Source organism: Azospirillum brasilense (genome assembly GCF_008365405.1).
Classification (GTDB): Bacteria; Pseudomonadota; Alphaproteobacteria; order Azospirillales; family Azospirillaceae; genus Azospirillum; species Azospirillum brasilense_D.
This window is the reverse complement of sequence record NZ_QOKV01000014.1, coordinates 1-13,300: the sequence shown is the minus strand read 5'-3', so window position 1 is coordinate 13,300 and position 13,300 is coordinate 1. Positions and strand designations below refer to the sequence as shown.

The 13,300-nt window shown below is 68.7% G+C and carries 15 protein-coding genes; 8 read left to right on the top strand and 7 right to left on the bottom strand.

The window, feature by feature from the left end; all coding sequences use genetic code 11:
• Both trpE and DS837_RS19990 read right to left on the bottom strand, forming a co-directional pair.
• A complete protein-coding gene (gene trpE / locus DS837_RS19995) occupies positions 1-1,512 on the bottom strand; it encodes an anthranilate synthase component I (protein WP_149166375.1) in 1,512 nt (503 codons plus the stop codon).
• Between the two features lie 37 nt (positions 1,513-1,549).
• A complete protein-coding gene (locus DS837_RS19990) occupies positions 1,550-3,436 on the bottom strand; it encodes a SurA N-terminal domain-containing protein (RefSeq protein ID WP_149166374.1) in 1,887 nt (628 codons plus the stop codon).
• Positions 3,437-3,652: 216 nt separating this feature from the next.
• Here DS837_RS19990 and tpiA point away from each other — a divergent pair, with 216 nt between their 5' ends.
• The 6 genes from tpiA to DS837_RS19960 all read left to right on the top strand — a co-directional run bounded on the left by tpiA (position 3,653) and on the right by DS837_RS19960 (position 8,996).
• Positions 3,653-4,408, top strand: a complete 756-nt coding sequence (gene tpiA / locus DS837_RS19985) for a triose-phosphate isomerase (RefSeq protein ID WP_109071900.1) — start codon at positions 3,653-3,655, stop codon at positions 4,406-4,408.
• A 128-nt stretch (positions 4,409-4,536) separates the two neighbouring features.
• A complete protein-coding gene (gene secG / locus DS837_RS19980) occupies positions 4,537-4,869 on the top strand; it encodes a preprotein translocase subunit SecG (protein ID WP_059398736.1) in 333 nt (110 codons plus the stop codon).
• Between the two features lie 160 nt (positions 4,870-5,029).
• On the top strand, positions 5,030-6,658 hold the full coding sequence (gene pyrG / locus DS837_RS19975) for a CTP synthase (RefSeq protein ID WP_149166373.1): 1,629 nt from the start codon (positions 5,030-5,032) through the stop codon (positions 6,656-6,658).
• Positions 6,659-6,801: 143 nt separating this feature from the next.
• The gene (locus tag DS837_RS19970; protein ID WP_149166372.1) at positions 6,802-7,500 is read left to right on the top strand and encodes a dienelactone hydrolase family protein; all 699 of its coding nucleotides are present in this window, start codon (positions 6,802-6,804) and stop codon (positions 7,498-7,500) included.
• A 102-nt stretch (positions 7,501-7,602) separates the two neighbouring features.
• The gene (gene kdsA / locus DS837_RS19965; RefSeq protein ID WP_145678189.1) at positions 7,603-8,430 is read left to right on the top strand and encodes a 3-deoxy-8-phosphooctulonate synthase; all 828 of its coding nucleotides are present in this window, start codon (positions 7,603-7,605) and stop codon (positions 8,428-8,430) included.
• Between the two features lie 119 nt (positions 8,431-8,549).
• The gene (locus DS837_RS19960) at positions 8,550-8,996 is read left to right on the top strand and encodes a ComEA family DNA-binding protein (protein ID WP_149166371.1); all 447 of its coding nucleotides are present in this window, start codon (positions 8,550-8,552) and stop codon (positions 8,994-8,996) included.
• Between the two features lie 147 nt (positions 8,997-9,143).
• Here the strand turns inward: DS837_RS19960 and pqqE are convergent, their stop codons facing one another.
• From pqqE to pqqA, 5 genes are all read right to left on the bottom strand, one after another.
• Positions 9,144-10,250: a pyrroloquinoline quinone biosynthesis protein PqqE gene (pqqE, locus tag DS837_RS19955; RefSeq protein ID WP_149166370.1), complete on the bottom strand. Its 1,107-nt coding sequence runs from the start codon at positions 10,248-10,250 to the stop codon at positions 9,144-9,146.
• Positions 10,247-10,549: a PqqD family peptide modification chaperone gene (locus DS837_RS19950; protein ID WP_149166369.1), complete on the bottom strand. Its 303-nt coding sequence runs from the start codon at positions 10,547-10,549 to the stop codon at positions 10,247-10,249. Before DS837_RS19950 ends, pqqE begins: the two co-directional genes overlap by 4 nt.
• Positions 10,546-11,322, bottom strand: coding sequence for a pyrroloquinoline-quinone synthase PqqC (gene pqqC / locus DS837_RS19945; protein ID WP_149166368.1), 777 nt, complete (start codon positions 11,320-11,322; stop codon positions 10,546-10,548). Before pqqC ends, DS837_RS19950 begins: the two co-directional genes overlap by 4 nt.
• Positions 11,319-12,248, bottom strand: coding sequence for a pyrroloquinoline quinone biosynthesis protein PqqB (pqqB, locus tag DS837_RS19940; RefSeq protein ID WP_149166367.1), 930 nt, complete (start codon positions 12,246-12,248; stop codon positions 11,319-11,321). Before pqqB ends, pqqC begins: the two co-directional genes overlap by 4 nt.
• 68 nt (positions 12,249-12,316) lie before the next feature.
• On the bottom strand, positions 12,317-12,397 hold the full coding sequence (pqqA, locus tag DS837_RS19935) for a pyrroloquinoline quinone precursor peptide PqqA (protein ID WP_014240199.1): 81 nt from the start codon (positions 12,395-12,397) through the stop codon (positions 12,317-12,319).
• Between the two features lie 87 nt (positions 12,398-12,484).
• On the opposite strand from pqqA, the gene DS837_RS19930 reads away from it, so the two are divergent.
• Positions 12,485-12,712, top strand: coding sequence for a hypothetical protein (locus DS837_RS19930; protein ID WP_149166366.1), 228 nt, complete (start codon positions 12,485-12,487; stop codon positions 12,710-12,712).
• A partial coding sequence (gene eno / locus DS837_RS19925) for a phosphopyruvate hydratase (protein ID WP_425599263.1) occupies positions 12,709-13,300 on the top strand: 592 nt, incomplete at its 3' end. The genes DS837_RS19930 and eno, both read left to right, overlap by 4 nt.

Here is a 13,300-nt window from a genome sequence, read left to right as displayed (position 1 = left end):
TTACCGGGCAGAGGTCTCGCGGACGGTTTCCTCCGCGGCGCGGATCAGGGCCATCGACTTGTTGACGGTCTCCTGATACTCGGCCTCCGGATCGCTGTCGGCGACCACGCCGCCGCCGGCCTGCACGTACATCATGCCGTCCTTCAGCACGGCGGTGCGCAGCGCGATGCAGGTGTCCATGGCGCCCGACGCGCCGAAATAGCCGACGCAGCCGGCATAGACCCCGCGGCGGGCCTTTTCCAGCTCGTCGATGATCTGCATGGCGCGGACCTTCGGCGCCCCCGACACGGTTCCGGCCGGGAAGCCGGCGATCAGGGCGTCCAGCGCGTCGTGCTTCGGGTCGAGATCGCCCTCGACGTTGGAGACGATGTGCATGACGTGGCTGTACAGCTCCACGATCATCTTCTGCGTCACCTTGACGGTGCCGGTGCGCGCCACTCGGCCCACGTCGTTGCGCCCCAGGTCGAGCAGCATCAGATGCTCGGCCAGTTCCTTGGGATCGCTCAGCAGATCCTCGGCCAGCGCCTGGTCCTCCGCCGCCGTGGCGCCGCGCTTGCGGGTGCCGGCGATGGGACGGACGGTCACCTTGCCGTCGCGCACGCGCACCAGGATTTCCGGGCTGGAGCCGACGACCGACAGCTCGCCGAAGTCGCAGTGGAACAGGAAGGGCGACGGGTTCAGGCGGCGCAGCGTGCGGTACAGCGCCAGCGGCGACGGCTTGAAGGGGAAGCGGATGCGCTGGGACGGCACGACCTGGAAGATGTCGCCGGCCCGGATGTACTCCTTCGCCCGCTCCACGATCGCGTGATACTCCTCGCGCGTCGTGTTGGAGGTCCAGGCGAGCGGCAACCCGTCCTTGGTCCGCGGCTCCCGCCGGTAGGGCAGGGGGCGCTCCAGATCGGCCACCGCGTCCATCAGACGCTCGCGGGCGTCGCCATAGGCGGCGTTGCCATCGACGCCCGGCTTCGGCCAGACGGGGGTGACCAGCGTCACCGAATCGGTGTGGCTGTCGAAGATGGCGACGATGCTGGGACGGGACAGGATGGCGTCGGGGATGCCCAGCTCGTCCGGGTTGTCGTCCGGCAGCCGCTCCATCAGCCGGACCATGTCGTAGGTCAGGTAGCCGAACAGGCCGGCGGCCATCGGCGGCAGGGCGTCCGGCAGGTCGATTCGGCTCTCGTTGATGAGGGCGCGCAGCGACTCCAGCGGGGCGGTGTCGATGGGCTCGTAAGCGTCGCGGTCGTGCAGGGCGTTGCGGTTCACCTCCGCCCGGTCGCGGCGGCAGCGCCACACCAGATCGGGCTTGAAGCCGATCACCGAGTAGCGGTCGCGCCGCGATCCCGCCCCGCGCTCCGCCGATTCGAAGAGGAAGCCGTAGGGGCGCCCGTCGGCCAGCTTCATGTAGGCGGAGACCGGGGTCTCCAGATCGCTGACCAGCGTGGTCCACACCACCTGCGGCTTGCCGGCCTCATAAGCGGTGTGGAAGGCGGCGAATTCCGGCTGAACCTTCACGGGACGGGCCTCGGCTGAGTGGGGCGATTGAGTGGGGTTAGTTGCCGCTGGCGAAGAACTGGTCGATGCGGTTGCGGTGAACCTCGACCGGGTAGCTGTTGCGCAGCGCGTTGCCGAACTGGGCCATGATGTCGCTTTCCAGCCCCTGGGCGACGGTGCTCTCCACGGTCGCCAGCGTGGCGTCGCTGGCCGCCGGGTCCGCCGGGATGATCTCCTTCAGGCGGGCGACGACCTGGCTGTCGGCGGTGGCGCCGGTCACCGTCTCGCCGGGCTTCCCCTCGAACAGCTTGCGCACCAGATCGCCCGGCAGGCCCTCGACCGAACGGGCGTCGCGGGTGAAGGGCGTGGTCATGGCGAAGCTGGCGCCGGACTGGCTGGCGACGTCCTGCGCCGCGGCCTCCGAGCCCTGCTTCAGCTTGGCGGCGATGTCCTGGGCCTTCTCGGCGGCCAGCTTGGCGCGCTTGTCGTCCTGCCAGCCGGCGACGGCCTGATCGCGCACCTCGGCCAGCGGCTTGGGCGCGGCCGGCGTCACGCCGTCGACGCGCACGGCGTAGAAGACGTTGTTGGGGGCCTCGGTCAGGTTCGAGGTGGCGCCGGAGGCGAGCTGGAAGGCGGTCTGCACCATGGCGGCGAAGTTCGGGCGGCCCGGGGCGGCGTCCTTGCCGTCCGGCGCCTTGCCGCTGCTGTCGACCGCGGCGATCTTGGCGATGGGCAGCGACTGGGCCTGGGCGACCTCCTCCAGCGGAGCGCCGCTGGCGAGCTGGTCCTCGACCCGGTTGGCGATGGAGTAGAGCGAGTCCATCGCCTTCTCCTTGCGCAGCTCGGCCAGGAGCTGGTCGCGGGCCTCCTCGAAGGTCTTGGTGGCGCCCGGCTGGATGGCGGTGACCGTCAGCACATGCCAGCCCAGCCCGCTGCGCACCGCGTCGCTGACCGCACCCTGGGCCAGCGCGAAAGCGGCGTCGCCGATCTCCGGCAGCTCGTTGCGGGTGACGTTGTCGAGCGTGATGACGTCGGTCCCGGCGTCCTTGGCGGCGGCGGTCAGGCCCTTCGTCTTGGCGGCCTCGGCGATCTGCTTCGCCTTCGCTTCGTCGTCGGCCAGGACCATCCCCACCGTGCGGCGCTCCGGCGTGCCGAGTTCGTCGGCGCGCTCGTCGTAGGCGGCACGGAGTTCGTTGTCGGGGATCTGGATGTCCTTGGCGATCTCGTCGGCGGAAAGCTGGGCGATGCTCAGCGCGCGGTATTCCGGAGCGGTGAAGCGGACCTGATGGTCCTCGTAATAGCGGGTCAGCTCCGCCTCGTCGGGCACGCCGACATCGCCGATGGCGGCGTTGGGCAGGGTGACCACCTCGGCCACGCGGCGCTCCCCGCGGAAGCGGTAGAGGTCCTGGACCAGCGGCTTCGGCGGGGTCACCCCGGCGCCGACCGCACCGGCGACCAGCTCGCGCGCGGTCTCGCGGCGCAGCAGGGCGACGTAGCCGTCCTCGGTCAGCTGGTTGTTGCGCAGCACGCTGCGGAACTGGGCCGCGTCGAACTGGTTCTGCGCGTTGCGGAAGGCCGGCTCCTCGGCGATGCGCTGGCGCACCACGTCCGGGCCGACCGAGATCCCGGCGTCGCGCGCGGCCTGATCGTAGAGCGCGCGCTGCACCAGCGCCGACAGCGACTGGTCGAGCAGGCCGAACTGGCGCGCCTGTTCCGTCGTCAGGTTGCCACCGACCATCGGGCGCAGCCGCTCCATCTGGCGGCGAAACTCCTGGTCCAGCTCCGCCCGGTCGATCTCCACCTTGCCGACGGAGGCGACGGTGCTGGAGATCCCGCCTGTGCGGATCATGTCGCCGATGCCCCAGGCCGCGAAGCTGACGATGAGGAGCACGAACAGGATCTTGACGACCCACGAACCGGCGTAAGTGCGGATGAACTGAAGCATGGGACCCGAAGTGAGTGCGCAATGGGCGGCCCTGCGGCCGGGGCGGCATCATAGGCACCCCGCGAAAGCCCGGCAACACCCCATTTCCCCCGCGATTCCCCATCGGAAAGAACCCGTTGGACGGGTGGAAATGCCAGTCGCTCCTTGCTAGACAGGGGGCGCACTTTGAAAACGAACACCCACACCAACAAACGAGAGCCGGAGGACGAAAACGCCATGGCCGCACGCCGCAAACTGATTGCCGGGAACTGGAAGATGAACGGGCTGAAGGCCGACGGGCTGGATCTCGCCTCCGACCTCGCCGGGCGCCTGACGGGGGCCGGGACGGTCGCCTTCGACATGCTGGTGTGCCCGCCCTTCCCGCTGCTGTTCCCGGTGGGCGACGCCATCTCCGGCAGCCCGCTGGCGCTCGGCGCGCAGGACTGCCACGCCAAGACCTCCGGCGCGCACACCGGCGACGTCAGCCCGGCCATGCTGACCGACGCCGGCTGCCGCTACGTCATCCTCGGCCATTCGGAGCGCCGCGCCGACCACGCCGAATCCGACGCGCAGGTCGCCGCCAAGGCGGCCGCCGCCCACAAGGCGGGGCTGATCGCCATCATCTGCGTCGGCGAGACGGAGGCCCAGCGCGACGCCGGGCAGGCCAACGCCGTCGTCGCCAGCCAGCTCAAGGGCTCGATCCCGGAGGGCGCCACCGCGGCGAACACCGTCATCGCCTACGAGCCGGTCTGGGCCATCGGCACCGGCAAGACCGCGACTCCCGACGACGTCAAGGCGATGCACGCCCACATCCGGGCGGAGCTGGCCGGCAAGACCGCCGATCCCGACGCGGTGCGCGTGCTCTACGGCGGCTCGGTCAAGCCGGGCAACGCGGCGGAACTGATGGCGGTGGAGAATGTGGACGGCGCGCTGGTCGGCGGCGCCGCGCTGAAGGCGGACGATTTCTGGGCGATCGCCACCAGTTGCCGCTAGCATATCGCGCAGGACCGCGTTAAAAACAGTGGGCGCGCGCCACGGGCCCTTGCCAAGGTCCGTGGCGCGCTGTTGGTTTGGGCGGTCCCTGCGGACCGCTCCGGGAAGGGATCAAGGGAACGGGCTGCATGGAATCGGTGCTTCTGGTCATTCACCTGCTGATCGCCCTGGCGCTGGTCGGGGTCATCCTGATCCAGCGGTCGGAAGGCGGCGGTCTCGGCATCGGCGGCGGCAACATGGGGGGCATGATGTCCACCCGCGGCACCGCCAATCTGCTGACGCGGACCACCGGCATCCTGGCGGGTTGCTTCATGGCGACCAGCCTGGTCCTGGCGGTCCTGGCGGGCGCGCACCGGGCGCCGACCTCGATCATCGACACGATGCCGGCCCAGCCCGTGGCCCCGGCGGCTCCCGCCCAGCCGGCCACGCCGGCGCAGCCCGCTCCGCCGGTCGCCCAGTAACAGCGGCCCGGCACAACGCGACGCGGCTCCGGCCGGGTCTGACGTGAGGCGGCCTCCCCCGAAGCCGCCTCTTTCTTTTGAGGATCGTCGATCTGGGCAGCGCCCGGGAGACGGTCCGAACTCGGGGAACGGATCAGGCTCTGAAGGTCTTCGGACGGACATGACTCGCTACATCTTCATCACCGGTGGCGTCGTTTCCTCGCTGGGCAAAGGTCTGGCGTCGGCGGCGCTTGGGGCGCTTCTCCAGGCGCGCGGCTACAAGGTGCGGCTGCGCAAGCTGGACCCGTACCTGAACGTGGACCCCGGCACGATGAGCCCGTACCAGCACGGCGAGGTCTATGTGACCGACGACGGCGCTGAGACCGACCTCGACCTCGGCCATTACGAGCGCTTCACCGGCGTGGCCGCGCGCCGTGGCGACAACATCACCACGGGCCGCATCTATTCGAACGTGATCGCCAAGGAGCGCCGCGGCGACTATCTGGGCGCGACCGTGCAGGTGATTCCGCACGTCACCGACCAGATCAAGGACTTCATCGGCGCCGAGACGACCGACGAGGACTTCATTCTCTGCGAGATCGGCGGCACGGTGGGCGACATCGAGTCGACCCCCTTCCTGGAAGCCATCCGCCAGTTCGGCAATGAGGTCGGTCCGGAGAACGCCCTGTTCATCCACCTGACCCTGCTGCCCTACATCCCGACGGCGGGCGAGCTGAAGACCAAGCCGACCCAGCATTCCGTGAAGGAGCTGCTGGGCATGGGCATCCAGGCCAACATCCTGCTCTGCCGCGCCGACCGCCCGATCCCGGACAACGAGCGCCGCAAGATCGCGCTGTTCTGCAACATCCGTCCGGAGCGCGTCATCGCCGCCCTGGACGTCGATTCGATCTATCAGGTGCCGGTCAGCTATCACGAGGAAGGCTTCGACACCCAGGTTCTGGCCTATTTCGGCCTGCCGACCGAGGGCAAGCCGGACCTGTCGCGCTGGACCAGCATCGTCGAGCGCGTGCGCAAGCCGCAGGGCGAGGTGACCATCGCCGTCGTCGGCAAGTACACCAGCCTGCTCGACAGCTACAAGTCGCTGGCCGAGGCGCTGACCCACGGCGGCATCGCCAACAACGTGAAGGTCAAGCTCGACTGGATCGACTCGGAGATCTTCGAGGACGACAGCGCGGTGCAGCGGCTGGAGAACGTCCACGGCATCCTGGTGCCGGGCGGCTTCGGCTCGCGCGGCACGGAGGGCAAGATCCGCGCCGCCCAGTTCGCCCGTGAGCGCAAGGTGCCGTATTTCGGCATCTGCTTCGGCATGCAGATGGCGGTGATCGAATCAGCCCGCAACATGGCCGGGATCGTCGACGCCGGCTCGACCGAGCTGGGCAAGCCCGGCAACCCGGTGGTCGGCCTGATGACCGAGTGGATGCGTGGCAACAGCCTGGAGAAGCGCACGGAAGGCACCGACCTGGGTGGCACCATGCGGCTCGGCACCTACCCGGCGAAGCTGGTCCCCGGCAGCAAGGTGGCGGAGGTCTACGGCACCACCGACATCACCGAGCGCCATCGCCACCGCTACGAGGTGAACGTCTATTACAAGGACCGTCTGGAGAAGGTCGGCCTGCTGTTCTCCGGCCTGTCGCCGGACGGCGAACTGCCCGAGATCGTCGAGATCCCGGACCATCCCTGGTTCATCGGCGTGCAGTTCCACCCGGAATTGAAGTCCAAGCCCTTCGACCCGCACCCGCTCTTCACCTCCTTCATCAAGGCGGCGATCGAGCAGAGCCGTCTGGTGTGATGTGACCATACGGGGGAGGGCATTCCTCCCCCGCGTGTTCCGGTTCCGGGTTTCCCGTGGGTATAGTGAGAGCGGCGGCCGAGCCAACGGCCGCCGCTTTTGCGTTACGGGCCAGGAAAGAAACCAAGGGAAGGGACACAACCATGACCGACATCAGCATTCCCGCCGGCGACGGCGGCAGCTTTTCCGCCTATGTGGCCAAGCCGGCGGGCGGCGGGCCGGCGCCGGGACTCGTCGTCATCCAGGAAATCTTCGGGGTCAATCAGGTCATGCGCGACCTGTGCGACGGCTTCGCCGCCCAGGGCTGGCTGGCCGTCTGTCCGGACCTGTTCTGGCGGCAGGAGCCGGGCGTCCAGATCACCGACAAGACCCAGGAGGAATGGAACCGCGCCTTCGCCCTGATGAACGGCATGGACCAGGACAAGGCGGTGGACGACCTCAAGGCCACGCTCGCGTGGCTGCGCCAGAATCCGGATTGCACCGGCAAGGCCGGGTCGGTCGGCTACTGCCTGGGCGGCCGGCTGGCCTACATGATGGCGGCGCGCTCCGATTCCGACGCCAATGTCAGCTATTACGGCGTCGGGCTCGACGGGCTGGCCGGCGAGGCGGCGAGCATCACCAAGCCGCTGCTGATGCACATCGCCGAAAAGGACCAGTTCGTCCCGGCGGAGGCTCGGGAGAAGATTCTGGCCGCGGTGAAGGGCAACCCGAACGTCACCGCCCACGTCTATCCGGATGTGGACCACGCCTTCGCCCGCGCCGGCGGCGCCCATTTCGACGCCGAGGCAGCGAATCTCGCCAACGGACGCACGGCAGCCTTCTTCAAGCAGCATCTGGGTTGACGCCATTCCGGTTGACCGGGATCGCCGATATCTGGGAAGGAAGGAGCAGCGCGAGGGGGCATTGGCATGCGTCCCCTCGCATTGCTTTTTGGAGAGCACGGGATGACCACCGCCAAGACCGTCCAGATCGGCACCCTGACCATCGCCAACGACCGGCCCTTCACCCTGATCGCCGGCCCGTGCCAGATGGAAAGCCGCGACCACGCGCTGGAGACGGCGGCGGCGCTGGTGGAGATGACCGGCGCGCTGGGCATCGGGCTGATCTACAAGTCGTCCTTCGACAAGGCCAACCGCACCTCCATCAGCACGGCGCGCGGCCTCGGCATGGACAAGGCGCTGCCGATCTTCGCCGAGATCAAGGAGCGCTTCGGCTGCCCGGTGATCACCGACGTTCACGAGGCCGACCAGTGTGCCGCCGTGGCCGAGGTGATGGACGTCCTTCAGATCCCCGCCTTCCTGTGCCGCCAGACCGACCTGCTGATCGCCGCCGCCAAGACGGGCCGGGCGGTCAATGTGAAGAAGGGCCAGTTCCTCGCCCCCTGGGACATGAAGAATGTCGCGGCGAAGCTGGTGGCGTCGGGCAACGACAAGGTGCTGCTGTGCGAGCGCGGCGCCAGCTTCGGCTACAACACGCTGGTGTCGGACATGCGGTCCCTGCCGATCATGGCGGAGACCGGCTTCCCGGTGGTCTTCGACGCCACCCATTCCGTGCAGCAGCCGGGCGGGCAGGGCACCACCTCCGGCGGCCAGCGGGAGTTCGTTCCGGTGCTGGCCCGCGCCGCCATCGCCGTGGGCGTCGCCGCGGTCTTCATGGAGACCCACGAGAATCCGGACTGCGCCCCCAGCGACGGCCCGAACATGGTCCCGCTGAAGGACATGCCGGCCCTGCTGGCGCGCCTCCAGGCCTTCGACCGTCTGGCGAAGGCCTGACGAGAGGGCTTGACGAAAGGACAGGTTCGGGAACGGCGTGCCGGTCCCGGCGTTGCCCAGGCACCGCGGGCGCCGCGCTTATGGTGGAGCGCCTGCGGATAAAGCCATGGAGCAACGCCATGAAGCCGATCCGCCTGTGCGCCATCGCCGCTTTCGCCAGCGTCGGCGCGATGATCGCCGTTCCCGCCCTCGCGCAATCGACCGCGCCGTCCTCATCCACCCACTCGACCACGCCGATGCCGCAGGCCAAGCCGGCCATGCCGCCGGGCACCAGCGGCAGCACCACGGCTCCGCCGATGGGCAGCGGGGCGTCCTCGTCCACGGGGGCGGCGAAGGCCAAGGTCATCGACCTCAACACCGCCGGCAAGGATGAGCTTCAGACCTTGCCGGGAATCGGAGAGGCGCGGTCCGAGGCCATTGTGAAGAACCGCCCCTACCGCTCCAAGGACGAACTGGTCAGCAAGAAGATCGTCCCGCAGAACGTCTACGACGACATCAAGGGCCACATAGCCGCGGTCGGCGGTTCGAAAACCAGCGCCTCGGCGGCAACGGCCCCGAAGAAATGAGCAATCCCCTCTCCCCTCTGGGGAGAGGGTCAGGGTGAGGGGGTGCGCTTTTGCCGGACGCATCGCCACGCGCATCCCCCTCACCGGCCCTCCGGGCCACCCTCTCCCCGGAGGGGAGAGGGCTACGATGGCTCTACAGGGATGGTTCTACAGGCTGAAGCTCCGGTAGGTGATCGGTGCCTCGGCCGTGCCGCCATCCTCGGCGGCGATGTTGGCTAGCAAGCCGTGATGCTCGGACAGGTCGCACACCGGGTCGGTGTTGTCGGCGTTTCCAGTCAGCGCCAGCGCCTGACAGCGGCAGCCGCCCCAGTCGATCTCCTTCTGGTCGCAGCTCCGGCAGGGTTGCGGCATCCAGTCGGTGCCGCGGTAGCGCTGGAAGGCGGCGGAGTTGGCCCAGATGTCGGCCAGCGGGCGCTCCGTCACCCGGTCGAAACTCATGCCGGGGATCGTCTCGGCGGCGTGGCAGGGCAGAACCGAACCGCTGGGCGTGACGTTCAGGAATTTGCGGCCCCAGCCGCCCATGCAGGCCTTGGGGCGCTTGGCGTAATAGTCAGGCACCACGTAATCGACGACCAGCCGGCCCTTCAGCTCCGGCAGGCGGGCGCGCACGCGCTCGTCCATGCGGATCAGCTGGTCACGGGTCGGCATCAGGGCGGCGCGGTTCTTCAGCGCCCAGCCATAATACTGGACGTTGGCGATTTCGATCCGGCCGGCCTTCAGCTCCAGCGCCATGTCGAAGAAGTCGTCCACCCGGTCGATGTTGTGGCGCTGCACGATGGCGTTGACGGTCAGCGCCATGCCGGCGTCGGTGACCGCGCGCGCCACCTCCAGCTTCTTCGGTTGGCCGCCGGGGAAGCCGCTGATCAGTTCGGCCTTGGCCGGCACCGTGTCCTGAAAGCCGATCTGCACATGCTGGAGCCCGGCGTCGCGCAGCCGCTCCAGCCGTGCCCGGTCGAGCAGAACCGCCGAGGTGATGAGGTTGGCGTAGAGCCCAACTCCGGTGGCGTGGGTGATCAGCGCTTCCAGGTCCTTGCGTGCCGTCGGCTCGCCACCGGAGAAATGCACCTGGATGATGCCGAGGTCGGCCGCCTCGTCGAGCACGCGGCACCATGCGGCGGTGTCCAGCTCGCGGCTGGCCGGGTCGAGCGCCAGCGGGTTGGAGCAGTAGGCGCAGCGCAGCGGGCAACGGTGCGTCAGTTCCGCCAGCAGGGCCAGCGGCGGTTCGAGTGCGGTCGTGGCGCCACAGAAGGTCATCGGTTCAGGAACCCCTTCGTGATCATGTCGCCCAACAGTTCCAACACGTCCGCGGCGATCTCCTCACGCGGCGCGTCGAATTGCACGGCCAGCGTCGCGATGGCTGCGCCCACCGTCACCGGAGGCTGTCCTTCCGGAGACTGTGCAGTGACGGCCCGCACCACCTCCAGCGCCACCTCATCCAGGATCAGCACGCGCTCCGGTCCCAGAAGCTGCCAGTGGCCGCGCACCCGGTCCTGGCGGAGCATGACGCCGGGGGCCAGCCGAACCCGGTCCTCCTCGCGCACGCCGTCCGTCATCGCGCGTAGACCGGCGGTTCCATGTCGTCCGGCACGAAGGCGCCGGGCGGGATCAGGCCGGGGGACACATAGGCGTGGTGAAGCGCGTCCAGCTGTGCCCAGAGAAGCTCCGCCTTGTGGCGCAGCGCGGCGATCACCTGCTGCTGCTGCTCCGGCGTGCGGGCGTTGTCGAGCACGTATTCGAGCCCGAACTCGACGTCGCGCGGCGCCTCGTCCAGCCTCTTGCGGAAATAGGACAGGGTGGCGTCGTTGGCAAAGGCGTAATAGGCCTCGAACCCGGCGATGCGCTCGCGGTGGATGGCCGGGGCGAACAGCTCGGTCAGGGACGAGGCGACGGCCTCCAGCGTCGATTTGCTCGACACGAAGTTAACGTAGGAATCCACGGCGTAGCGGGTCGCCGGCAGGATGCCCGTCAGCGAGGTCACATAGTCGCGGTCCAGCCCCAGCCCGTCGGTCAGACGCAGCCAGCGCTCGATCCCGCCGACCTTGCCCTCCTCGCGCTGGCGGCTCTCGCCGAAGCCGTCATGGTCGAGCACGCGCTGAATCCAGATGCGGCGCAGGGCCGGATCGTCCATCCGCGCCATCAGGGCCAGATCCTTCTTGGGGATGCAGACCTGATAGTAGAAGCGGTTCAGCGCCCAGGCCTGGACCTGCCCGCGCTTCAGCTTCCCGCCGTGCAGCAGTTTGTGGAAGGGGTGGAGGTCGTGGTACTGGCGCTCGCCGATGGCGCGCAACTCGCGTTCCAGGTCCTCGCGCGACAGCGCTGACGTCATAGCGTGAACTCCATCCCGTCGTGGGCGATCTCCCAACCTTCGGCCTCGGCGGCGGCCCGTTCGGGCGAGTCGTCCAGCAAGGCCGGGTTGGTGTTGTTGATGTGGACGAAGACCTTGCGCCGCACGCCCAGCCCCACGAAGGAAGCAATGGAGCCGTCAGGGCCGGACATGGCCATGTGGCCCATGCGCTGGCCGGTCTTGCTGCCGGTGCCGGCGCGGATCATCTCGTCGTCGGTCCAGGTGGTGCCGTCGAACAGCACCAGCGGCGCCCCGCGCAGCCGGTCGGCCAGCCAATCGGGCATGGCCGAGCAGCCGGGGATGTAGAAGAACTCCCCGTCGCCGTTGCGGTCGCGGATGCGCAGCGCCACCGTGTCCTCCGCCACCGACCCGAAGCCGGCTGCGGACGGGTCTTCCAGATAGAGCGCGACCTTGCCGGGCACGGCAAAGGCTTCGATCTCGAAGGGGAAGGGCGTGCCGGTGGCGTCGGCGGGAACCCAGGGCCGGTCCAGCGCCATGGCGCGGCGCGGCGCAAGCTCCGGATTGACCACGCGGAAGACGGCGTTCGCCTCCAGCACGCCGTGCACCCGGTCGGTGGCGTAGACGGCCAGCGGCTGGGATTCGCGCAGCGTCAGCAGGCCCGCCACATGGTCGATGTCGGCGTTGGTCAGCACCGCCGCAGCGATGGGACTGTGGCGCACAGCGGTCTGCGGGTGCAGCGCCGGGTTGGCGAGGATCTGCTGACCGATGTCCGGCGATGCGTTCAGCAGCAGCCAACGTCCGTCGCCGCCGCTGACGGCGAGCGACGACTGGGTGCGCGGGCGGGCCGCCGGGTCGCCGGAGCGGGCACGGCGGCAGCCGTCGCAGTTGCAGTTCCATTGCGGAAAACCGCCGCCTGCCGCGGAGCCAAGGACAAGGATCGTCAGCATGGTGTGCCCTTCCTAATTAGGCGGCCCGAATCAGGCGGCGGTCGTCACGCATGGAAATTGGCCAGCGCTCAGAGGCGGGCGCAGGCGTAGGCGTTGATTTCGGTGCCGACGGCGATTTCGACGATCTGGGGCTTGCGCCAGGTCTTCATGGATGGGTCCTCCGCACTTGGATTGGCCTTGGGGTGTGTCCCGCCCGCAGCGGGCGGTCCCCGCTAGCGAACGTTAGAACGCTACGAGTGCTGGACAAGATGGTCTATGCGACTTTGGAAGCAGGTGCGCTGCACAACCGGATAGGGTGCTTCGCCGTCTGGGCGTCTTTCCCCGAGTGTTTGCGCCCCAGCGGCCTTGCATCCCCCCTCACGCAAGGCTATCAAGCCCGCGCGCTTCTTTTTCGCCTGGAAAGATCATCCGCCTGGAAAGATCATCCGGTGGACGCGCGCAACGCGGAGGAAGGACAAACATGAGCGCCATTACCGAAATCCACGCCCGCGAGATCCTCGACAGCCGTGGGAACCCGACCGTCGAGGTGGACGTCCTGCTCGAATCCGGCGCCTTCGGCCGCGCCGCCGTTCCGTCCGGCGCCTCGACCGGCGCGCACGAGGCGGTGGAACTGCGCGACGGCGACAAGGGCCGCTACGGCGGCAAGGGCGTGCTGAAGGCCGTGGAATCGGTCAACGGCGAGATCTACGACGCCATCGCCGGCCTCGACGGCTCCAACCAGCGCGCCCTCGACCTCGCCATGATCGAGCTGGACGGCACCCCCAACAAGGGCCGGCTCGGCGCCAACGCCATCCTCGGCGTCTCGCTCGCCGTCGCCAAGGCCGCGGCGGAAGAGGCTGCCCTGCCGCTGTTCCGCTACGTCGGCGGCGCGTTCGCCAACCTGCTGCCGGTGCCGATGATGAACATCATCAACGGCGGCGCCCACGCCGACAACCCGATCGACATCCAGGAGTTCATGGTCATGCCGGTCGGCGCGGAGAGCGCCGCCGAGGCCATCCGCATGGGGTCGGAGATCTTCCAGGCGCTCAAGAAGAAGCTCAAGGACGCCGGCC

Coding starts and splice junctions, on each gene's coding strand:
- DS837_RS19990 (WP_149166374.1), bottom strand. CDS start 3,436: ATGCTTCAGTTCATCCGCACTTACGCCGGTTCGTGGGTCGTCAAGATC.
- tpiA (WP_109071900.1), top strand. CDS start 3,653: ATGGCCGCACGCCGCAAACTGATTGCCGGGAACTGGAAGATGAACGGG.
- secG (WP_059398736.1), top strand. CDS start 4,537: ATGGAATCGGTGCTTCTGGTCATTCACCTGCTGATCGCCCTGGCGCTG.
- pyrG (WP_149166373.1), top strand. CDS start 5,030: ATGACTCGCTACATCTTCATCACCGGTGGCGTCGTTTCCTCGCTGGGC.
- DS837_RS19970 (WP_149166372.1), top strand. CDS start 6,802: ATGACCGACATCAGCATTCCCGCCGGCGACGGCGGCAGCTTTTCCGCC.
- kdsA (WP_145678189.1), top strand. CDS start 7,603: ATGACCACCGCCAAGACCGTCCAGATCGGCACCCTGACCATCGCCAAC.
- DS837_RS19960 (WP_149166371.1), top strand. CDS start 8,550: ATGAAGCCGATCCGCCTGTGCGCCATCGCCGCTTTCGCCAGCGTCGGC.
- pqqE (WP_149166370.1), bottom strand. CDS start 10,250: ATGACCTTCTGTGGCGCCACGACCGCACTCGAACCGCCGCTGGCCCTG.
- DS837_RS19950 (WP_149166369.1), bottom strand. CDS start 10,549: ATGACGGACGGCGTGCGCGAGGAGGACCGGGTTCGGCTGGCCCCCGGC.
- pqqC (WP_149166368.1), bottom strand. CDS start 11,322: ATGACGTCAGCGCTGTCGCGCGAGGACCTGGAACGCGAGTTGCGCGCC.
- pqqB (WP_149166367.1), bottom strand. CDS start 12,248: ATGCTGACGATCCTTGTCCTTGGCTCCGCGGCAGGCGGCGGTTTTCCG.
- pqqA (WP_014240199.1), bottom strand. CDS start 12,397: ATGAAGACCTGGCGCAAGCCCCAGATCGTCGAAATCGCCGTCGGCACC.